Genomic DNA, 21,043 nt, shown 5'->3' with positions numbered 1-21,043 from the left:
CCAGGAATCTCCTTTATCGGGATTCCTGGCTTTTATTTTTTAGTGCTTTACTGTCATTTTCTTCGGTTCGGATGTCAGTGACAATCCGTTTTCATCTGTTCCGGTAACCGTTACAAAGTAGTCTCCATTTGGATATTCTTCACCTGGGTACCACTTCAATCCGTATATTGAATGCTCATTTTCGATATCGGCATACTCAATCATATTCCCTTCTGAGTCAGAGATTTCAATATGCCAGTCCAATCGCTTGTAACCAAAGATGATCATCGAAGCTGGTTTATTTTCGTTGATGTTGCTTCCGGATACATGCAAGAAATTGATGAATGGATCTGCGTGAAGCAGTTCTTTGTTGCCCCAATAGTTAACTCCAACATTCTGTACCCCGTCAATTGCTTGTATCATCACGATTTCCGGTCTTTCATCAGATATATACTCCATTGCCCCCGCCTCAAGTGATTTTCTCTTACCATTCACCCAAAGCATACTTCCTTTATAACCTGTGTCTTCTTCTTTTACATTCCAGGTAATTTTATAGTTACCGTCTTCTTGTTCTTCCACTTGGATGTTTTCTACTTGAGGTGCAGCGGCATCGATTTTAATAGGGATTTTCGTCTGCTGCGGCTCTGCACCTTCATAGTTCAAAGTACTTTCATACACATAATAATAATCACCATCAGGAAGGATGTTTCTATCATCATCCCTTCCGTCCCATAACAAACCATCAAACCCGTAATAGAAGTTTCTGTAAGCCATGATATTTTTGCTAAAAGCGAGAGGACCGCCGTCTTCTGAGTACTCACTGAAATCCGTAATATTCGCGACGGTATCTCCGTCTTTATCCTGAACACTTAATGACATTTCCTTCAGATTTCGGAAAGCTGTAAAAGAAGGATAAATACCTGTCACAATTGAGCTCGGTGAATAACCAATCTGTTCAGGATTGAATTTGCCAGTTTTGCTATCATAGCCCATTGGCAGTTCCAGCAGATCATTCCAAAGAACAGTGTATGGAAGATAAGCATCTCCATTTATCGGACTTTCATCGATGTTGTCAAGTGAATCCCAATCGCCGTAGAAGCCCATATAAGGCATTGTTAAAGAAGGTGTCTCTTCGTTCTTAGGTACAAGTCTTACAAATCCTTCCACGAACTGATTGTCACGGAATTCCTCTGGAAGTTCTACCGAAACGTTTAATTCTACGTCTTTGTCTTTCATTGAAATGGATGTTCCGTTTTGATCGCTTACCTTCTTACCATTGACTTTAACGGATGCGTTCACTACTGGTTCGCTGGACAAAGTAAGGTACTCGTTGCTTTTGTCGACATTACCATCTTTGTTAAGATCGAATTCCTTGATCACAGTTCCATCTTTTAATACATCAACATATACGTCATATTCAGTCGGTTTTGCTACTTTAACAGCAAATGGAACTTGGTATTTCTCCGTATCATCTTCTTCATTTATAAGCGTGATGTATCCTTCGTAAATACCTTCTCCAGCAGTTTTTGGTACAGATAAGAAAACATTTGTCTTCTTCGACTTTCCAGCCTTCACTTTTACCTTGTTTGAAACGGAAAACTGTACGCCATTCTTTTCCGCGTCATTGGAAAGCTCCGTATATTCAATGGATGACGTAAACGTCTTATCCTCTGAACTTGAGTTTGAAATTTCTAGTTGAGCATGTTCACGGATGTTGGACCCTTCTAAATACTTCGTCTCAAAGTTTAGATTTTCCATTGATTTATTACTCACATTGATGGAAATTTCAGAATCCTCTGGGTTTACCGATGCTTCACCATCTTTGAATACGCTGAACTCGTTGCCTTTCAATGGTTCTACATTTAACGAAAAATTAAATTTGTTCTCTACTTCTTTTAATGCAACAGAAGCTGCCTGCTCAAGCGGTGCTCCATTGTTTTTCAAGAGATAAGGCGTTTCCACTGCCTGTTTAATTTTCATAAGGCCGGATCCCTGGCGTCTTGGTGAATATGGTATGTTTTCACCATTCGGATCTTTTAAAATTTCAGACGTGTTCATTAAAGCCATTTTAGCTTTCAATACTGTTTCTTCATTTTTTGGAAGTCCCAACTCCTGATAGTATTTCTGCAGAAGTAGTGCAGCCCCTCCCGCTACTTGCGGACTGGCCATGGAGGTACCGCTCATCGCCTCATATTGATTATCCAATACGGTTGATGTAATTTTTCCGCCTGGAGCAGTGATTTCCGGTTTGAAGCTCAAGTCTGTCGGTGCCCCGTAAGAAGAGAAATATGACATTGGTTCTGTTGCCGGATTCTGTACCCACATGCCTTCATCTGAAAGCTCAACTGTAATCGTTTCACCGTTTTGAAGTGTTTCCATCAGTGTGTTTCCTGACTTCAGCTCAGTCGTGACAGCCGGAATGGAGTTGCTGGAGAAAATAAGATTAGGATAATCTGATGATTCATCTGGCGGGATTACAATAAGTGCTGCCGCTCCCTTTCCTGCAACTCTAAACTGAAAAGTTGAATAAGTAGAATAAGTATCCCCTGGTTTAACAACCGCGATCTTGCCTTCAAGATCTACCCCTTCCAATTCTTCTTTGTTAGCTTCACCCACAAAAACAAGCTCATAATCTTTACCAGCTTCCAGACCTTCGATTAATTTCTTTGAATTTGATTGGTTCTGGTAACCGAGCATGGTTCCATCGTTAAGCTCTAATGATTCGACTCTCATTAATTCATTTTCGGAAGATGCTACTTGAAGCGCAGAAGGTGTGATCCCCGGGTCACCCACTACCCCGATATCCGGATTTTTCGCCAATGGAAGTTCAGTATTCGGCAGTAAGTTCTGCTTCGTGCTGTAAGAAGAATTACCGGCGGAAGCGACCACAAGAACACCGTTATCAGTCGCATACTCGACTGCCCGCTGAACCGGATCATTCGGGTCAACAATTCCTGCATCAGATCCCAAACTCATATTAATGACATCTGCGCCGACTTCCACTGCATGATAGATTCCAGCTGCAATGTCATCGTCGTATGCGTATCCTTGAGTGTCCGAAAATACTTTTTCAGCAATCAACTGGACATCCGGTGCCACACCGACTGCTTTTTTCTGAGATTCTTCAAATGCACCTACGATACCGGCGACATGGGTTCCATGGGAACTACTTGCCGGGATGACATCTGTATCTTTGTCCGCCCAGTCATAACCTGTAGGGACTTTATCGGAATACCAGATGTCGTTTACTTCTGTTTCATTCAGTGTTGACTGGATATTTTCTTCATTATATTTCGCGTGTTCTTTCCCATTTTCGGTAAGCTGCAGAGCTTCGTGCCTGTGATCTATGCCCGAATCTACGATAGCCACGACCATTCCCTCACCTGTGTAATTGTATTTCGTCCACACATTCATCGCTTCAACAAGTTCATTGCTGTTTATATCGTGGTGCTCATAGGTTTTCGCAATGCGGATATCTTTTACACCATCAACCTTCTTGATTTTTTCCGCTTCCTCTATGGTTGTCTCCATACTGAAACCGTAAAAACCTTCAGAATATGTATGGATAATTTCAGAACCGCCACTTCGTTTTTTCATGAAAGTGCCCTTTACTTGCTCAACCTTTTGTTCAGGCTTATCTTTTTTTTCTACATCGACTTCTACTATCAGTCTGATATTCTCTTTTGGATCAAATTTTTCTGATTTCTGCCCGTAAAGAGGATGACCTATAGCACTATCTTTCCATAGGTTATCTACCTCAGCCTTTGCCTCCTTTGACAGAGGAATTGCCTGTCCTGCATGTCCATTCTTATTTGGCAGTTCAAATTCCGCCCCGGCCGGTGTTGCGATGCTTCCGGCAATCAAAGCGGACATACCAATTGCAGATAATTTTTTCTTCATGGAACTCTTCATCTTCTCACCCTTTATTTATATTTTTTATGAAGATTCATAGATGTTTTAGAGACAGCTGTTTATCCCCCTTGAAATCCCCCCCCTTTGTTTTAGGCTCACTTAATTCAATTCTATTAGTATCGAAATATCCCTATTGGGGGATATTTTCTGTATATTCTGTCGAAATCCAGCCTATAGTTCAATATCAACCGGAGAGAATAGTTGATTTTAAGCCTTGGAAAGTGAAAAAAGGCGGATAATATAATTTAATAATTGGGGGGAATTACTTGATTCAGTCTTGAAATATTAGTTCGAAGGAAGTATACCGTGAAAAATTTAAGGAAAATTACCTATCACATATACACTTGATGAAGGATCTTAGAAGTAGATTAGGATTATGAAAGTACAGCATAGTCCCTAGCAATCACTTAATATTGCTGTTTGAAACAAGATGCGCCAACTATCAGTATAAGATATAGTTAACAGATGTATGCTATGTGATTTGAAATCTCCGTGATACATACCGCTTATACCTTCGTTCAATCTTCCCCTACCTTTTCTATCATTTCAGAAATAGTGAGCACCTCTTTTACACCCTCTACTGAAATCGACATTTTCCTATTGGGGGAAAATAAGAGAAAATTTAATAAACAATTGGAATTTTTATCCTTGAACGCTTCATTAAATGTTTATATTTCACCTGTTGACAATGGCAAAAGAATGAAGAAACAATAAGTTTATCGGGAAAAACCCTCGAATCGTTGAGGAAAAAGGAAAAATGATAGGATAAGGGATATAAGACGCTGGGTTTAAATCTAAGAAAAAAGAATCGTTTGAGTCGACCTTATCATACACTCGACTTTTCCTATCCACTTTACCTCTTTTCTAAAATAAAGTGCCGGTCACTAGGATCGGCACAATGAATCATTCTGTTATTTAATGGACACGTTCACTTCCTGGGCTTTTTTCTCTTTCAGTCGACTTCGAAATATTGTTTAGATTTTTTCTTTTTTCACCTTTTATTTTACCCTCAGGAAACTCCACAAAGTTTAAATTTGCTTTTACCTTGATCTCACCTTCAATATTTTAGTTAAAAAGCATAATAGCCGTATAAAAACCTTCCAAAAAGCACACCATAAGTTTGCTCTATATTTAAACTAGGGGTGGGAAATCATGGATTGGTTTGGCCACAGTCATCAATCTTTCCATTTTAGCTTGTTTTCTGTAAGTCACGTTGTTACGTTATCAATCTTTATTCTTGTTGCAGTCATCATTTTTCTATACCGAAAAAATTTGAATGATAGTAAATGGAGAAGTATTGAAAAAGGAACAGCTTATTCCTTGATTTTAATGGAGATCATGAATCATGTATGGATGTATGTACATGGAGTATGGAAATTCGGCCGTTCCATGCCTTTAGAGTTGTGTAATATCGCTGTCATTTTATGTATCTGTTTACTATTGACCAGAAAAAAAATATTCTTTGAATTATTATTTTTTATTGCTGTTTTAGGTGCGACACAAGCAATCATTACTCCCGCATTGACATATGATTTCCCTCACTTTCGATTTCTTCACTTTTTTTATTCCCATTTGTTCGCCGTATGGGTAACGTTGTATTTTACGTTGGTAAAAGGGTATCTCCCAACATTCAGGTCGTTTACAAAACTTATTGTCTTTATTAACCTCCTAATGCCGATCATCTTGTTTGTAAATAAGCAGGCAAACGGAAATTATTGGTTTTTACGCCACAAACCAAAAAGCCCAAGCCTATTTGATGTACTGGGACCGTATCCATGGTATATCTTAACTCTTGAAAGTGTCTTAATTGTAATTAGCGTGATTACATGGCTCATCTTACGAAAAATGCGGGGAACGTTTTCAGCATGAAACAAGTTAATGATTCTATTTAGTATAGTGCTAAAAAAGAGATTCTTTATTACTTAGATGAGTGTAGAGGACGGGGCCATTCGTAAAAAGAGTGTTTAAGGAATTAACCCCTAAACACTCTAATGTATTCGTATAATATTACTCAATTTATTGTGATTTTATTGAACTCCAAGATCGCCCAGAATTCTCTCCAATGATTTGCCTTTGTAGTTTTGTTTCGGTTTTGGAGCATTCTCTGCTGATGGATTTTGCAAGAGGTAATTTTTCTCAACATATCCAATGTCTGCAGCATCCACGGTGCCGTCGAAGTTAATATCTGCAGCTCGGTCACTTGTTCCCCACTTCTCTTGAATGTAAACAGCATCCATTACGTCTATGACATCGTCTTTATTCACATCACCCGCTTCTAGTGTTTTAAACAAGATATCCTTGTTTCCATGAGAGCCCATTATAAACATTTTATGAAGTGTGAAATGTCCTGGGACATTCAATTCCATTTTGAGTTGTTCACCAATTACTGTTAATGGTAAATTGAAGTCAAATCCCGGACCATTGCCTATAGTTCCTTTATAAACTTTTCCATCCTCACCAGTCATTTTTGCTTCTGCACTGAGTGTTGAATAGTCAATATTCGTGGCAGGATCCCCATTATATGGGTTCATGAATGCCTCCGCTTTTATGGTACCTTTAGCCATTGTACCGGGTTTCATTCGAAATTGAGGTGTTGCATTAAATAACATGTCTTGAGTGTTTCCTTCAGCATCGGTAATGGAAGTCCTCAGACTACTTGGTGAAAGCGTTCCCCCATACCACTCATCTTTTACCTTATACGTCACGTTAACTAAAGGCAGGTCTCCCGTTAAAGGCTCCTGTCCTTCCTTCAAGGTTGCGGTTACCTCTAACTGTGAAGAATAAGGATAAGTATTATCATTGTCAACCTTCACTGAAATTTTATCACTCATGCCTGGCGCTGGTTTAACCTCTGCAATATCAACATAATGATTATTATAATTTAATGTGTAAACAGCTTCTTTTACCTTTTCCACATTATTTAAGGACAGAGTGACATCCAAATTTTCACCCATACCTGCTGCCCGTTTGTCTGGCTGTGCAAGTGCATAAGGCTCCCCTTCTCTGATAAAGTAAATGTCACTGGTTTCTCCATAGTATCCGTTAGTCGCAGGATCGATCCCATCAAACACAAGATGCATTGGTCTTGTTTCGTCCATTGGAATGTCAACAGAAAACGTTCCATCCTCATTTATCGGCAGTTCTCCTCTGTTTCGGAAGTTCAAATTATCCTGATAGAGGACTTTATTATCTCCTTGAGTAAAACTAAAGCCTTCATCTTTCATGGCCTCAATTTCTTCATCGAAAATTGAACCTGTAATATTTACTGTTTTTTCTTCAGGCTTGTATTCATATACACCGGACTCAAGGTTTAGATCAAACTTTGGTGCAGTATAGTCAATGTATAGTGTATCTTCTTTCGAGAAGGTCCTGCCTTCATCATTTGTGGCAACAACTTTCACTTTATAAAAGCCAGGCTCAGCACGTTCCGGATGATGAGCAATTGGGTTATCCTGACTCCCAGTCATCGGATAGTAAACCCCATCAAAAGCATTTCTTAAAGACAAATCACCATTCGTTAAGCTCGAACCAAACCCATCAACTGATCCAATAAATCCGATTTCTTTATTTGTTTTTCCATCTACCAGGAAGAGGTCAAGTGTCTTCATATGTGATTTTAAATTGAAAGTTGCATCTGTAAATCGAGCCATACTTGAATTAAAATAGTTAAATGGATAGGTCATTGCTTCATGGCTAAGATTGTAATAATTGATTCCTTCTGCCACAGTCTGAATTCCAAATGGCACCTGATAGGTTTCATCCGGATTGTCTCTATTTGTATACACGACATATCCTTCATATGTGCCCAGTTCTGCTGTTTTTGGAATCGTAATGAATACATTCGTTTTCTTCTTGGCATTTCCGTTAACTTTTATTGTTGATTTGGTTGTAAGGTTTACTCCGTTTTCCGAGGCATCCTTTGAGCCTCTGCGATTCTTTTGGAACTGTACCGTTACATCAAATGTTTTGGATTCTTTACTGTTGTTGTATAGGACAACGGAACGATCCTCTGTTAGATGTTGGCCATTTGGGGCAAATGTACCGAAGCTGATAGCTCCCGTGTTATTGTCTATGCTTTTTTCTTTTCCATCAACTGGATGCAACGTTTTGCCCAGCACTTCAATTCTTGTGTTTGAATGGACAGCTTCATATGGATCGACAACACCGGCACCTACTTCATACACACTGTAATCACCATTTAACGGATCTGCCGTATTCATTAAGGTTTCCTTAACTTCTGATGGTGACAATTCTGGATTTGATTGTAATAATAACGCTGCAACACCCGCAGCATTTGGACTTGCCATCGATGTACCAGATAATCGGTCATATGCGTATTCATAATTGCCAATCTGATCTTCTCCGTGCATATAGGAAGGTATTGTAGAGAAGACAGAGACACCAGGAGCTGTTACTTCCGGTTTTATGTCATAGGTTGTCCTGGCTGGGCCACGTGAGCTAAAGTCTGCCAATTTGTTTCCTTCTGTCATTTCTTGTCCCATTTCATCAAAAGAGAATGTTGCATCTCCGGCTGAGACTTTCTTTTTCAACTCATTTCCTTGTTCGTAAGATAGATTGAATGTCGGGACAAATTGATAGCCTTCCCCTAAGTAGGTAGGGATGAAGCCTTCTTCCGGAATATTATTATAGAGCAAAACAGCTTTTGCGCCTTTTTTATAGGCTATAGTAATTTTATCAACAAAACTTGTAATGCCTCTTTGAATTAATACGATTTTCCCTTCCACATCTTTATTATTATAATGCGATTCATATCCGAGCGAAACATCAACAACTGGAATATTTTGTCCCTTTAGCTCCTCCAAGTTGTCTTCATACCCTTTTCCAAGCAATTTCAAATCTGCAGGAAGCGTTGTATCAGCATGCAGTGCTCCTTTTGCGGTAACAATAGTTTCGGAAGTATCACTGGCACCTACCGTTATGGCTAATGGTGCAGTTCCCGGAGATCCGAGCGTATACATACCATTGCCACTGTTTCCTGCTGAAACGACAGCTGTCACGCCGGCAAGTACAGCATTATTTACTGCTATACTTGTTGCATACATTGGGTTGTTGTAGTTTGCTCCAAGTGAAAGATTGATGACATCCAGATCATCCTCTACAGCTCGATCAATTCCTGCTAATACATCTTCTGTATATCCAGAACCATAAGGCCCCAAGACACGATAAACATATAAATCAGCGTCTGGCGCTACCCCTGTTACCGCATGATCAGTGCTGTTTTTCCCTGTACCGGCAATGATCCCCGAAACGTGTGAACCATGTTGAGTATAATAGTATGCACCTGTGAGAGGATTTCTTTCTGCATATCCTGAGTTCTTCCAATCTTCATGCGTCGTTTCCATCGGATCATTGTCATCGTCTACAAAGTCATAGCCGCCTTTAAAAGCATCCTTTAAATCAGGATGGTTATAATCCACGCCGGTATCCAATACCCCTACCTTTATCCCTTCGCCGGTAAGTCCTTCAGCATGTAATTTATCCACTCCTGGAAATGTACGCATTCCTGTTTCATTATTTTCGTTAGAGGAATCATCATTTTGAACCGGAGGCTCTACATGTACCTCATCATTTGACCAAACGGCTTTTACTTCGTTGGAGTCGAGTAATGCCTTTACTTTGTTGGCAGGCAGTTCAATCGCAACACCATTAATGGCATTTTTATACGTTCTTTTTACTTTATAGACATCTTTTTTCTTTTTTGCCTCTTCTTTATAAATCTTTTGCAAGTCTGATTTGAATGTTTTGTGCGCAGCCTCAGCTTTTTGTTTTGCTTCGTCCATTGACAGTTTCTTACCATCAGCAGCTGCCTCTAACACCGCTGTCTTGGCAGGCTTGTCCTTAAATTCTACTATGACGGATATCTCTTCTTCACTTTCTAGATTTGTTTCCGGGGATAGCTGCAAACCTTCTAAATTGTTCACTTTTAATTGATTTAATGCTTGTCGCTGCTCAGGAGTCAATTTTGCCAATACTTGGTCGATGGGTGATACTGTTGATGCGGTGGCAACCTGGTCTACGGGAGTCTGTCCAATAGGATTAATTAATAAACCTGTGCCTAGCGTCAAAGTTGTTAAACTTTTTGTCAATTTGTACTTCATTCATCTCTTCCCTTCTATTTTTACTAAACCACATTTCAATTATATTTACACTTGACGGGATATTTTTTTCTGAAAATTCACTCAAACGCAAAAAAAAGAAAAAGAGCACTAATTCAGCTCTTTTCCTCAAAGGAATTATTCCATTTTTCCTGTTTGTAACAGATTAGAATATTTTTTATCATGTTCGGAAGTCGCATAATCTCTGTACTTCCAAAAAGCTAACAAACATTTTTTGAACCTTTCCATATTGCCTATCCTATTTGATAAATCCGCTACCTCCATAAGTTCATCCAAACCTTTTTCAAATTGACTGCTTTTACATAAAAACAAGGCGTGAGCATAGCGAAAGTCTAAATTCATTTTTTCTTTCAGCCACGGTTCCTTGCTTTCGGCCATATCGTCGATTACATGTTTGAACCTTTCTATGAGTGTCTTGGCATCATTTAAACGATCTAATCGAACGTATGTCTCAAATATCCTAGGCAGTCCCACATATATATCTTCCCTGTTTTCCAGCCAGGAGAGATACTCATCTACATATTCTAACTTACCAAAATCCAACAGGGCTGCATAGCGATTGCCTGCAGCAATTCCCGCATAATACTCACTTATTATTGAGTATTCATCTATTATATTCAATACTTCTTCAAGGGAGTCCCCTACCCTTGAAAGAGCAAGTCCCTTATACATTAAGGCTCGTCCATAATAGTCGCCTTCTGGTGCCAGTTTCTTTAATTTTTCTGCATAATTTAGCACCTGCCTCCATTCCTCACGTCGATAATAATCTGCCATAATCCACATGTAGGCCTCCAACCTGATCTCATTCGGCATATAAGCTAATTGATCTAACACAAAAGACAGGGCATGCTGTCCTTTGTCGGTCCCTCTTACAATATAGAATCTCCTGAAATAACTGATTGCAACTTTTTCTGAAAAGCGATCCGACTCACTTTCAATAATCACCTCATAGAGCGGGAGTGCCTTTTCGCCTATTCCTCCTTGAAAAAGTTCTTCAGCAACAGTAAATATATATAATAGATTTTTCTTTCTGATCGTTTTTGACTGTTCCTCCAGCATTAAATTTATTAAGTCACTGTAAAGGTTGACATATCCTTCCGCTGCACACTTATACAAGAACTGTATACTTCTTCGTTTGTCCGCATGTTTTCCTTTATTGAAGCATTCCTCTAAATAGTACTGATAGAGAGAACCTTCAGATAGACCGAATGAATTTGTTATCGCATCCAGATTTTGCAAAGATAGAGGCTGCCTGTGATTAAAAAGACGGCTGATCTCGCTTATATGAATACCGGATTCCTTGGAAAGTTCTGTTTTATTCCAATTTTTCATTTGCATATACTTTTGAATTTCTTGATAGAGAGCAGCATTCATTTGATTCACCTGTTCCTTTTCATAAAACGAATTGAGCTGTTGCCATGAACAAACTCCCTTGAATGATGTTGATTTGATAGAATTTTTCAAAAACATTATCCCATCAAATTCAATTATAATCAAAGGAAAATGATAGAAAAGTAACAATAAGAGAGGACTAAACAGGCTTTGTTGATACCTTAAATGGAAGGTATTTATTCATTACTATTCTTTCAATCATGGAGTGGATGTGGCATGGATAAAGGAAAAATCATAAAATTTTATCGTCAGAAAGCCAAACTTACACAAGAACAGCTTGGATATGGGATTTGTTCAAATACACATGTTAGTAAAATTGAACAGGGGAAAACGGATTATTCTTCAGAAATCACCTCTTTGTTTTCTAAACGGCTCGGGATTAATATTGAAGAGGAATTAATGCGGTACAAAAATATCAAGAGGCTCCTTCATTGTTGGCATGATGCAATGATCAGGCAACGCGATGAAGAAATCGAAACGATAAAAAACGAACTGGAGAAAGAACCATTAATAACGCTCAGTGACTACCAAGTTCTTTATGAACTTCTGAATGCAAGATACCATCTACTACATCAGGAATTTAAACAGGCCGATAAAATCATAAAAGCTATTAAAAAGAAGCATAAACATTTGCCACCGTACGAAAGAAACTTACTTAAGCATTTATCAGGCATGTATTACTTATCCAAAAAGGATGTATTAAAAGCATTCGCTACCTTAGGAACAATTAACGTGAATGATTACAATAATGAAGAGTACTATTTAACGTTAGCGACCTCCTACCTTGCCACAGGTTCAAAGGTAATGGCTTATTACTATGCAGAAAAGTCGTTGCGATACTTTATCAATAGTAATAATTTGCTAAAAATGATCGACGCAGAAATGATTATGTTGATGACGCGGGAAAGTGACGGATACAGTGATTTTCAACAGAAAGTCGAACAATACGATGCTTTAATTCAAACTTGTAATTTATGTCATGCTTTTGACAAGAAGGCACGGGTGCTTCATAACTTAGCTTATGAATACTATAATAGAAACGAATATGAATCTTCAAAACGACTGTACGAACAATCCATGGGCCTAAAAGAAAAAAAATCAACATGTTATTTAACTTCCCTGGAAGGATACATTAGGAGCTGTCATAAAGGTAGTTTATTGGAGAATAACGAACTAGAAAACCTTGTACTTGAAGGGATTTCAATTGCAAGGGAGCTCAATGAATATTTATATTCAATCAGCTTTAAACTTCTTCACCTTATTCTTATAAACCAACATACTGAATATTATAACTACCTAATCACTAACGCTCTACCCTACTTTAAAAAGCGTGGTTATGTATCGTTGGTCCAACAATACGAAAAGGAACTCTTTCATTATTACGTGAAAACAGAGGAAACCAATAAGGCTCTTGAGCTGGCGACAAAAGTTTTTTCGAATTAATTAATAATGGAAAATAAATGCCAGGAATTTACCCCTGGCATTTATTTGTGTTCACTAATTTAGTGTTTCAAGACCAATTGAACGGAATAATTTTTCCAACGTCACCTTGCCTTGTTTTTCTTTTGGATTTTTATGCTCTTTGGCATCGGGTCCTTTTTCCAGGAAGTTTTTCTCAATTAAGCGAAGATCTGATTCATCTACTTTTCCGTCTTGATTAAGGTCTCCCTTATTTACCCCAAGATTTTCTTTTCCATATGAGAAAACGGAGATGATCGCATCTCTGATATCAACCATCTTGTCGCCAGTGACATCACCAGCCTGAGATTTGTCCATATCAACAAACAGTCGTACACCGCCCAGATCTCCATCGAATTTCTGCACTACAGTTGTCGTTAGCTTGCTCGTAAGGTGGCCTGGAACCTCAACATAGATATCAAAATCTTCTTCTGATAACGGAAGATTATCGATTGTAAAGTATCCAGTATCGAAAATCTTAGACGCTTCATAGGTTTTACCATCTGGAGCTTTTGCATATACTTTTGCGCCAAGCTTAGAGTAGTCAACAGAATTATCCAACTGCCCATTTTCTTTTAAGAAAGCTTCAGGTTTGATATTTCCATTCACAACAGAGTGGCCAGCCAGGATTCTAAATGACTCGTCTTTAATTACACGAATAATAGTTGGGTTAGAATCTGAAGTTTTTTTATACTTAAAGGAACTGGTATCGAATGTCATGTTTTCTTGAGCATAATACTCATCATCAATGACTTTAAATGTGACATCCAAGAATGGTATATCTTTATCAAAAGTTAAGTCATCTTGATCAATCGAAGCCCCTACTTTAACGTTCCCTGCAGTTAATGTCGGCTCGTTCAGGTTTACTTCCGCGCCATTTTGCACAGCATATTGTTTAAATGTATCATTGACTTTGACATTTTTAAATTCAAGCAAACTTTTAATGAAAGGTACGCTGAATTCACCAGAAGCAAACTGCTCAATATTGTTTAAATTCAAGGTCATGGTAATTTCGTCACCCAGACGAACCTTTTCTTTGTCATAACTAGGAACTGCATATTGCGTTCCTTCTTTTATGAACTGGTAACGTTTGACGCTCTTAGGATATGCTTCAGATGCTGTGGCATTGTCGAAAACAAACAGGTTGGAGTCTACATAAGACATTTGGTCTATTCTTTCTTTCGTTGCAGGGAATTTGAAGTTGCCGTCCTTATCAACATTAAGAAGATAATGAAGCATGAAGTTATATTCCCACCATGTTACTCCATTCACGGATTGATCAATATTCAGCCCTTTCTGTTTGAGGGCGTCAACCGTGGAATCATATACATTACCGTGCACCCATACTGCAGGGCCATCATACCCTTGTTCTTCTGTATACATCGAATCGTTCACTTCATAAATACCGGGGTCCATTGATAGTTCCAATTCCGGAGGTGTATTGTCAACCATAACAATCGCGTCCTTGCTGTATGGTTTACCTTGCTCATCATACCCTATCATTTCGAACGTATAATTACCTTCCGGCAGCTTTACCTCATTTTCGGAAATCGGCTTTTCTGGATCACCGGTGAATGGATATACCCTGCCATCGAATATTTGACTGGCAATATAATCAACGCCTGTTAATAAATGACCTGATTCTAAAGTCCCTATTAATCCAACTGGATCTCCTGTTTTTCCATCTTTTACTAAAACGTCGATTGTCTCTAACTGGCTTGCCAATCTGAGTCTTGCAGAGGTATATGGCGTCCAATACGGATGTTGATTTGTACCATTCGTAATCATTGGTCTATTCAATTGCATATACTCAAAGCCCTTGCCATTTTTCAGATTGATTGAAAATGGTATTTGATAACTCTCTTCTTCATTGTTCGTATTAACAAAATGGATGTATCCTTCATACCTTCCCAATTCAGCATCGTCAGAAACATGAATTGTCGGCACAATCTCGGCAGTTTTTCCAGCTTCTATCGTAACAGTATTTTGAATTTCTATTTCAACACCATTTTTGCCGGCATCTTGAATATGACCGTTAGCTGGTAAAAACTCAACATTTGTGTTGAATTCCTTTACATCATTTTCATTGAGGTTTTGAATGACAACTTTTCTGCTGTCTTCGATTTCTCCCTCATCCTCTATAAAGTGACTACCGAAAGCAATTGAACCAGTTTCTTCATCAATATCGACAATTTGGCCATCTTGTTCATGCTTTGTTTTGTCAAGAACCTTCAACAATACATCCGAATGGACTGCTTCATGAACATCAATTCTGCCTGCTCCAATTTCATTAACGGAATAGTCGCCATTCATTTCGTCAGCTGTATTCATTAGAGCTTCCTTAACTTCAAAAGGTGTGTAATCAGGATGGGCTTGCAAGATGAGTGCTGCTGCTCCTGCTACATGAGGAGAGGCCATTGATGTTCCACTTAGTCTGCCATAAGCAGTATCATAACTTTCTCCATCTTCAGGATTATTGATAAACTCTGGGAAAGTCGAGAATATCGACACACCTGGTCCTGTGACATCTGGTTTAATGTCATCACTCCCGTGAGCTGGACCTCTAGAACTGAATTCCGCTAAGTGATCGCCTTCTGTCTTGACGCTTCCTAATGCCCCGAAGGTGATTTCTGTTTGTGATTTCAGTTGTTCGCCAGCAGCCTTTGAAATGCGGAAAGCAGGAATATAATTAGTCCCTTCGCCTATATAAGCTTCGATTTCACCATCCACATTGTTATAAATGATCGCCGCTTTAGCACCTGCATCTTTTGCATTTTGCACTTTTTCATCGAAAGTAATGAGGCCGCGTTCTATAAACGCTACCTTACCAGCTACATCTTTATTAGTAAAATCGCTTTGTCTTCCTATTCCTACTTCAACAATTGGAAGGGTCATATTTTCAAGGTCTTCCAAATTATCTGTAAAATTTTGTGCTATCAGCTTCATATCCGTTATTTCTTGGTCACCGGCGCTGGCACTAATCGTCGGAATCGTTAATGACACATCACTTGCTCCCACAGTTATCGCTAGTGCAGCCGATCCTGGAGATCCCAGTGATTTTTCAGACGGGCCAGTGTTACCTGCCGCAACGACGGTAACAACACCTGATAGCATTGCATTGTTTACCGCTATAGACGTCGGATTAAGAGGGTCATTGACATTAGAACCAAGAGACAGATTGATAACATCCATGCCATCTGTTACTGCCTTGTCAATACCCGCCATAACCGCAGCAGTCGATCCACTGCCATATGGCCCCAACACCCGGTACGCATAGAGATCCACATCAGGGGCTACCCCTTTTACGGCTGATGGAGAGCTGTTTTCCTTTGATGCTGCAATGGATCCTGCTACGTGAGTTCCATGGTATGTATAATAACTACTCCCATTGAATTCAGGCTTTCCGGAATCCTTCCAATCTTGATAAGTTGCCTCCATAGGATCTGAATCATTATCGACAAAATCGTATCCGCCTTTATAAGAGCCTTTTAAATCTGGATGATTATAGTCGATACCTGTATCAATAACCCCTACTTTAACTCCTGTTCCAGTAATATTCTCTTGATGAAGCTTGTCCGCACCAATTTGTGGAAGACTGTCATCTACCTTTGATGGCGTACCTGAGTTCATTTCTTTTGCCTCTTGTGGGAGGTCAAGCTTAACTTCATTATCCTTCCATACTCGTTTCACGACTCCTGTACTTATCAGTTCTTGAACTGCTCTAGCCGGCAACGTCATCGCTACTCCATTGAATGCCTCATGGAATTCACCCGTGATTTTGGCATCTTTCATTTTTTCTTCATCGGGTCTATTCAGTTTTTTGATTTTATCCCACTCATTTTTAAACGTATCGTGCTCAACTTTTGCTTTATCATTTGCGGAAGAAAGAGTCATTCTTTTCCCTTTGACAGCTTGCTTTGCTACCTCTACTTTTGCAGGAGCCTGATTAAATTCAACGATTACGTCAACCATTTCAGAGCTGTTTTGGTTTATCTCCGGTGAAATGGTGAAACTAGGAGAGATTTCCAGTTCTTTTAGTGCCTTCCTTTGCTGGTCCGTTAAGTTCATCAACATCTGCTCTATGTTTTTCTGTTTATTCTGAAAATTATCTTCAGCGATAGCTCCAGATGGAACACCTGCCGAAACTAGCAAACTAGCAATTAAAGTGCCCTTAATAATAGGATTAAGCTTTCCTTTATTCATAACGTTCCCCCTCGTTTTAATTGGTTAAACACTACAGCAACCCTGTTAACGTGTGATCAAAGAACATTCAAGCAACTAATAAATAGATCTATTTGAAAAATATGGGTACCCTAGTTCAAATTTTATATAACCTTCAATACTGCGGCAATGGGGGGAATCGTTTGGTAACATCCCATCTTTTACAATAAAATCAAGAGCATCAACAGGAAAAAAGATCTACTTCCTGAACTTGATGCGTTATCAGTAATGAATATTCAGTTAAAACGTTTTTGTAGATTTTTAAGCTTTCCATTCATATGTTAATTGCTATCTCCCTTTCAATTAGGAAAAAGAATATAGAAAGAATGCTATTTATCAGTCTATTATCCTCTGAACCAGCAACCCATCAGGGTGTTGCAATGGTAATAGGTGTTAAGACCTAAATATTCGACATGAAATTCCCCCAAAAAGGACCTATCATGTAATCTAAACAGAATTTGACAAGAATTGAGCAGACGAAAAAAAGCTTGGAATAATTGGATTGTCCAAGCTTTTTTCCTGAATACCAATATCTTCTAACCTAAAATCTAGTTAACTATTCGTTCGTTCACCTGAGAATTTTTAATTGAAGGGCTATTAACTCCCACCCTTCTTTCTGGATTAGCAAGAAGTAAGAAACAGAATCCAAAGATGAATAATAAGGCCGAAGATAATAGGATAGCATTATTAAACCCTTGGGCTGCGTGATTTCCTGCCGATTGTACAAAGTTACCGACAACAGCTGATCCAACAATACCCGCTAATGTTGCAATACCCATCATTAAGCCCGACATTAACCCTCCACGTTCAGGAAGTAAATGAGTGACAATCTGCGGTCCCATGATAAACATGAGAATCGCTGAAGCCTGAACAAAACACATTACAGCAAAAATCCAGGCTGAATAAGATAGGAGTGTGAGAGAATAAAAGAGTATTCCAGCGAATATTAAAGACAGTCCAGAGACAAGAACATGTGATTTTCTATAACTCTGATTCTTTCTGAATAAACGATCTGTCAGCCATGACAGTGTTATATATAAAACGCTTGCGATAACACCAGCTGTAGCTATAAAGTACCCCATGTTTGTTTGCGTAAAGCTTTTGACCTCAGTAAGATATGTAGGCATCCATACAAGAATGAACGCCACCATCCAGTAAGCGGCAAACCCAGCAAGACTAGTAAATATAAAGGTTCTCGATCGTAAAATGACTACGAGTTCGGACCATTTGATTTTTTCTAAAGGTTCTTTAGAATCACTTGCTATCACCTTGTTCTCAGGTTTATCGCGTCCTAACCACATCCAAAGAATAAACCAAATTAAGCTTATACATCCTAATATTCCATAAGCTATACGCCAGCCGCTGCTTACGATCAAAGCAACCAAAATCGGAGCGGATACCAACGCGCCAATCGAATTGCCGAAATTCAAGATAGAGAGCGGCAAACTGCGGGATTCTGGAGGAAACCACTTGTTCAGATGGTTGACAGCCGTCGCATAAAACGGCCCTTCCCCAATTCCTAATAGAACACGGGACAGTAGTAGTAAAGGGAGCCCAGTAATGATAAACGCACTAAATTGGACAACAGACCAAATGAGTGCCATAATAGCCAACATTTTCTTTGTCCCTATTCTGTCAGACAATGCAGCTCCGATCACACCGGCAATCGAAAAGAACCAAAAAAAGCTGCTGCCTACCACTCCCCATTGTGAATATGTCAGATTAAGATCTTTCATAATTGGAACAGCCGCAAGCCCTGCGATGGATTTATCTGCAAAGTTGATCACCGCAAGAAAAAATAAGAACGCAAGTATCCCCCAACGCATATTATTCCAACCCTCCCTTGATAATTAAATATACAACCCGTATGAAACTGATTGCGATATTCATTCCATTTCTTATAGTGAGCGATGAATTATGATTAAGGAGTTACGATAGCAGGAGACCAGCCGAACTCATCTAATAGTGACAAAAATTCATTCAGTATCGTTTGATCACCAGAAACGATTAATTTACCGGCAGCTACTGCTTGTTCTGGTGAAAGCAGTTTAAGACCGATTCCATAGAATGTCATTTGATCAAGAGCCAGGGCGACATCCGGATCAGCGTCTATCTTACCTTCTTTATAGGTCAAAACAGCATTTTCTAATCTAATGGTATATGTTTGATTGGAATTCGTAAGTGTAACATTCAATGTTATGTTTCTTCCATCTGCTTTTGGACCGTTAAGTTTAATAGCCATGAGCTTTAAAAAATCAGCTACCGGCATATAGTTAATAATTCCAGAAACATCTAATGGGGAAAGGTCTTTATTCATTCCATTTCTCAGTTCGGATGCTCCAACCAGATATATATTGCGCCAATTGGCAGACTCTGCTTGGTAACCTAATTGTTCGAATGCATCTGCTAATAAATGTTTCGCTTCCAGATTTTCTGGATCTGCCATGACTACATTTTTTAGTACTTGAGCTACCCATCGATATTCACCGTTTTCAAAGTCTGCTTTTGCCTGTTTCAAAACAGCATTCACGCCACCCATGTATTCTACATATTTACGACCAGCTTCAACTTGCGGCAATGGATCTAAATCTGAAGGATGTGCACTATAATAACCTAAATAAAAATTGTAAATTCCCTTTGAATTATGCTTTAAGGTACCATAATACCCGCGATTCCCCCAATACGTATCTAAAGAGTTGGGAAGTTTGATTGTCTCAGCTATTTCGTCCATCGTATATCCGTGATTGGCCAGACGCACTGTCTGGTCGTGCATATACTTATACAAGTCACGTTGCAATTGTAAGTGTTGTATAGCACGATTTTTTCCCCATACTGGCCACGCATGAATCATGAGCAACGCATCAATCTCTTCATCTTCAAATAAATCGATTGTTTTTTCGAGTGAATTAGCCCAATGGAGAGCATCCCGGGTTTTTGCCCCTCTTACCGTGTAAATTTGATGCATCAATTGATTGGCGTTCTCTGATACAAATAATGCCTTGTACTCTTGTATATAAAAATGCATTTCTGCTGGTGCTTCTGTGTTTGGAGTTAACAAAAATCGAAAGTTTATCCCATCGATTTCCATCGTTTGGACTTCATCTTCGATTTCAACAGTAGGCATTTCAAAACTCATGGTCCCAGAACTCATAGTCGGACCAAGCCCAATAGAGACAGAACCCTTACTGCCATCTGGAATGTTTTTACCAAACTGATACTCTGCCCTGCGCGCCATAATCGTACCTAAAAGTACATTTTCACTTAAAACTTCTTCTGTAAAATGTTGGGGAACGACAATAGGGATATCCGGATTTTCTGCATACTTTAGAACAGCTTGAATACCAGCAAAATGGTCCGCGTGACTTTGACTTATAATGATGGCTGAAACTGGCTTCCTTGGACGATGTTTATAATATAATTCCATCGCAGCTTCAGCAGATTCAGTACTTGCTAATGTATCACAGACAATGACTCCTTGGTTGCCTTCTATAAAGAAAGTGGTGGCAATTGATTGTCCACGAATTTGATAGACTCCTTCTACCACTTCAAACAAACCAGATATAGCCTGTAATTGTGCATTTCTCCACAGGCTTGGGTTTACAGTCTCAGGAGCAGTACCCTGTAGAAAATCCAGCTTATCGATGTCCCAGACGACTTCCCCGGAATCGTTCTTAATCATTGTAGATTCCAATGGTGCAATAAAACCTCGTTTGGCATCTTCGAAATCCTGTCGATCTTCAAAATTCAGAGAATCGTACACTTGTGAATTTGACTTTTTAGTATACGAAGTAGCGGGCATAGATTGATTTGATAGTTTGCTTATCATACAAGCCTCCAAGAATTGTTATTTTGTCATTAAGTAAAAAGGAAAACACTTTGAAATCCCTGGCACTTATGGTAGTTCCCCAACCATACATGAATAGTAGATTTTCAAGTGTTTTCCT

General features: G+C 39.1%; 8 protein-coding genes. 2 read left to right on the top strand and 6 right to left on the bottom strand.

Annotation, left to right across the window (positions count from 1 at the left end; translation table 11 throughout):
- Window positions 1-39: 39 nt before the first annotated feature.
- Entirely contained in the window at window positions 40-3,879 is a 3,840-nt protein-coding gene (locus F0342_RS14445) for a S8 family serine peptidase (RefSeq protein WP_223145721.1), read from the bottom strand.
- Window positions 3,880-5,043: 1,164 nt separating this feature from the next.
- Between F0342_RS14445 and F0342_RS14440 the strand changes: the two genes are divergently transcribed.
- Window positions 5,044-5,760, top strand: coding sequence for a YwaF family protein (locus F0342_RS14440; protein WP_149156593.1), 717 nt, complete (start codon window positions 5,044-5,046; stop codon window positions 5,758-5,760).
- Between the two features lie 158 nt (window positions 5,761-5,918).
- Here the strand turns inward: F0342_RS14440 and F0342_RS14435 are convergent, their stop codons facing one another.
- Both F0342_RS14435 and F0342_RS14430 read right to left on the bottom strand, forming a co-directional pair.
- Window positions 5,919-9,998, bottom strand: a complete 4,080-nt coding sequence (locus F0342_RS14435) for a S8 family serine peptidase (RefSeq protein WP_188048558.1) — start codon at window positions 9,996-9,998, stop codon at window positions 5,919-5,921.
- Window positions 9,999-10,145: 147 nt separating this feature from the next.
- Window positions 10,146-11,492, bottom strand: a complete 1,347-nt coding sequence (locus F0342_RS14430; protein WP_188048557.1) for a helix-turn-helix domain-containing protein — start codon at window positions 11,490-11,492, stop codon at window positions 10,146-10,148.
- 144 nt (window positions 11,493-11,636) lie between these two features.
- Between F0342_RS14430 and F0342_RS14425 the strand changes: the two genes are divergently transcribed.
- Window positions 11,637-12,863 (top strand): helix-turn-helix domain-containing protein, encoded by a 1,227-nt coding sequence (locus F0342_RS14425; RefSeq protein WP_188048556.1) that lies wholly within the window; start codon window positions 11,637-11,639, stop codon window positions 12,861-12,863.
- 54 nt (window positions 12,864-12,917) lie between these two features.
- Here the strand turns inward: F0342_RS14425 and F0342_RS14420 are convergent, their stop codons facing one another.
- The 3 genes from F0342_RS14420 to F0342_RS14410 all read right to left on the bottom strand — a co-directional run bounded on the left by F0342_RS14420 (window position 12,918) and on the right by F0342_RS14410 (window position 20,925).
- Window positions 12,918-17,081 (bottom strand): S8 family serine peptidase, encoded by a 4,164-nt coding sequence (locus tag F0342_RS14420; protein ID WP_149156589.1) that lies wholly within the window; start codon window positions 17,079-17,081, stop codon window positions 12,918-12,920.
- A gap of 566 nt (window positions 17,082-17,647) precedes the next feature.
- Window positions 17,648-18,925 carry an MFS transporter gene (locus F0342_RS14415; RefSeq protein ID WP_149156588.1) on the bottom strand — a complete coding sequence of 426 codons (1,278 nt, stop codon included), beginning with the start codon at window positions 18,923-18,925 and terminating at the stop codon, window positions 17,648-17,650.
- Window positions 18,926-19,020: 95 nt separating this feature from the next.
- Window positions 19,021-20,925: an alkyl/aryl-sulfatase gene (locus tag F0342_RS14410; RefSeq protein WP_149156587.1), complete on the bottom strand. Its 1,905-nt coding sequence runs from the start codon at window positions 20,923-20,925 to the stop codon at window positions 19,021-19,023.
- Window positions 20,926-21,043: the final 118 nt, after the last annotated feature.

The sequence above is a fragment of the Bacillus sp. CH30_1T genome (assembly GCF_008364765.1).
Lineage (GTDB): Bacteria > Bacillota > Bacilli > Bacillales > Bacillaceae_B > Rossellomorea.
This window is presented reverse-complemented; position numbering and strand designations above follow the sequence as displayed.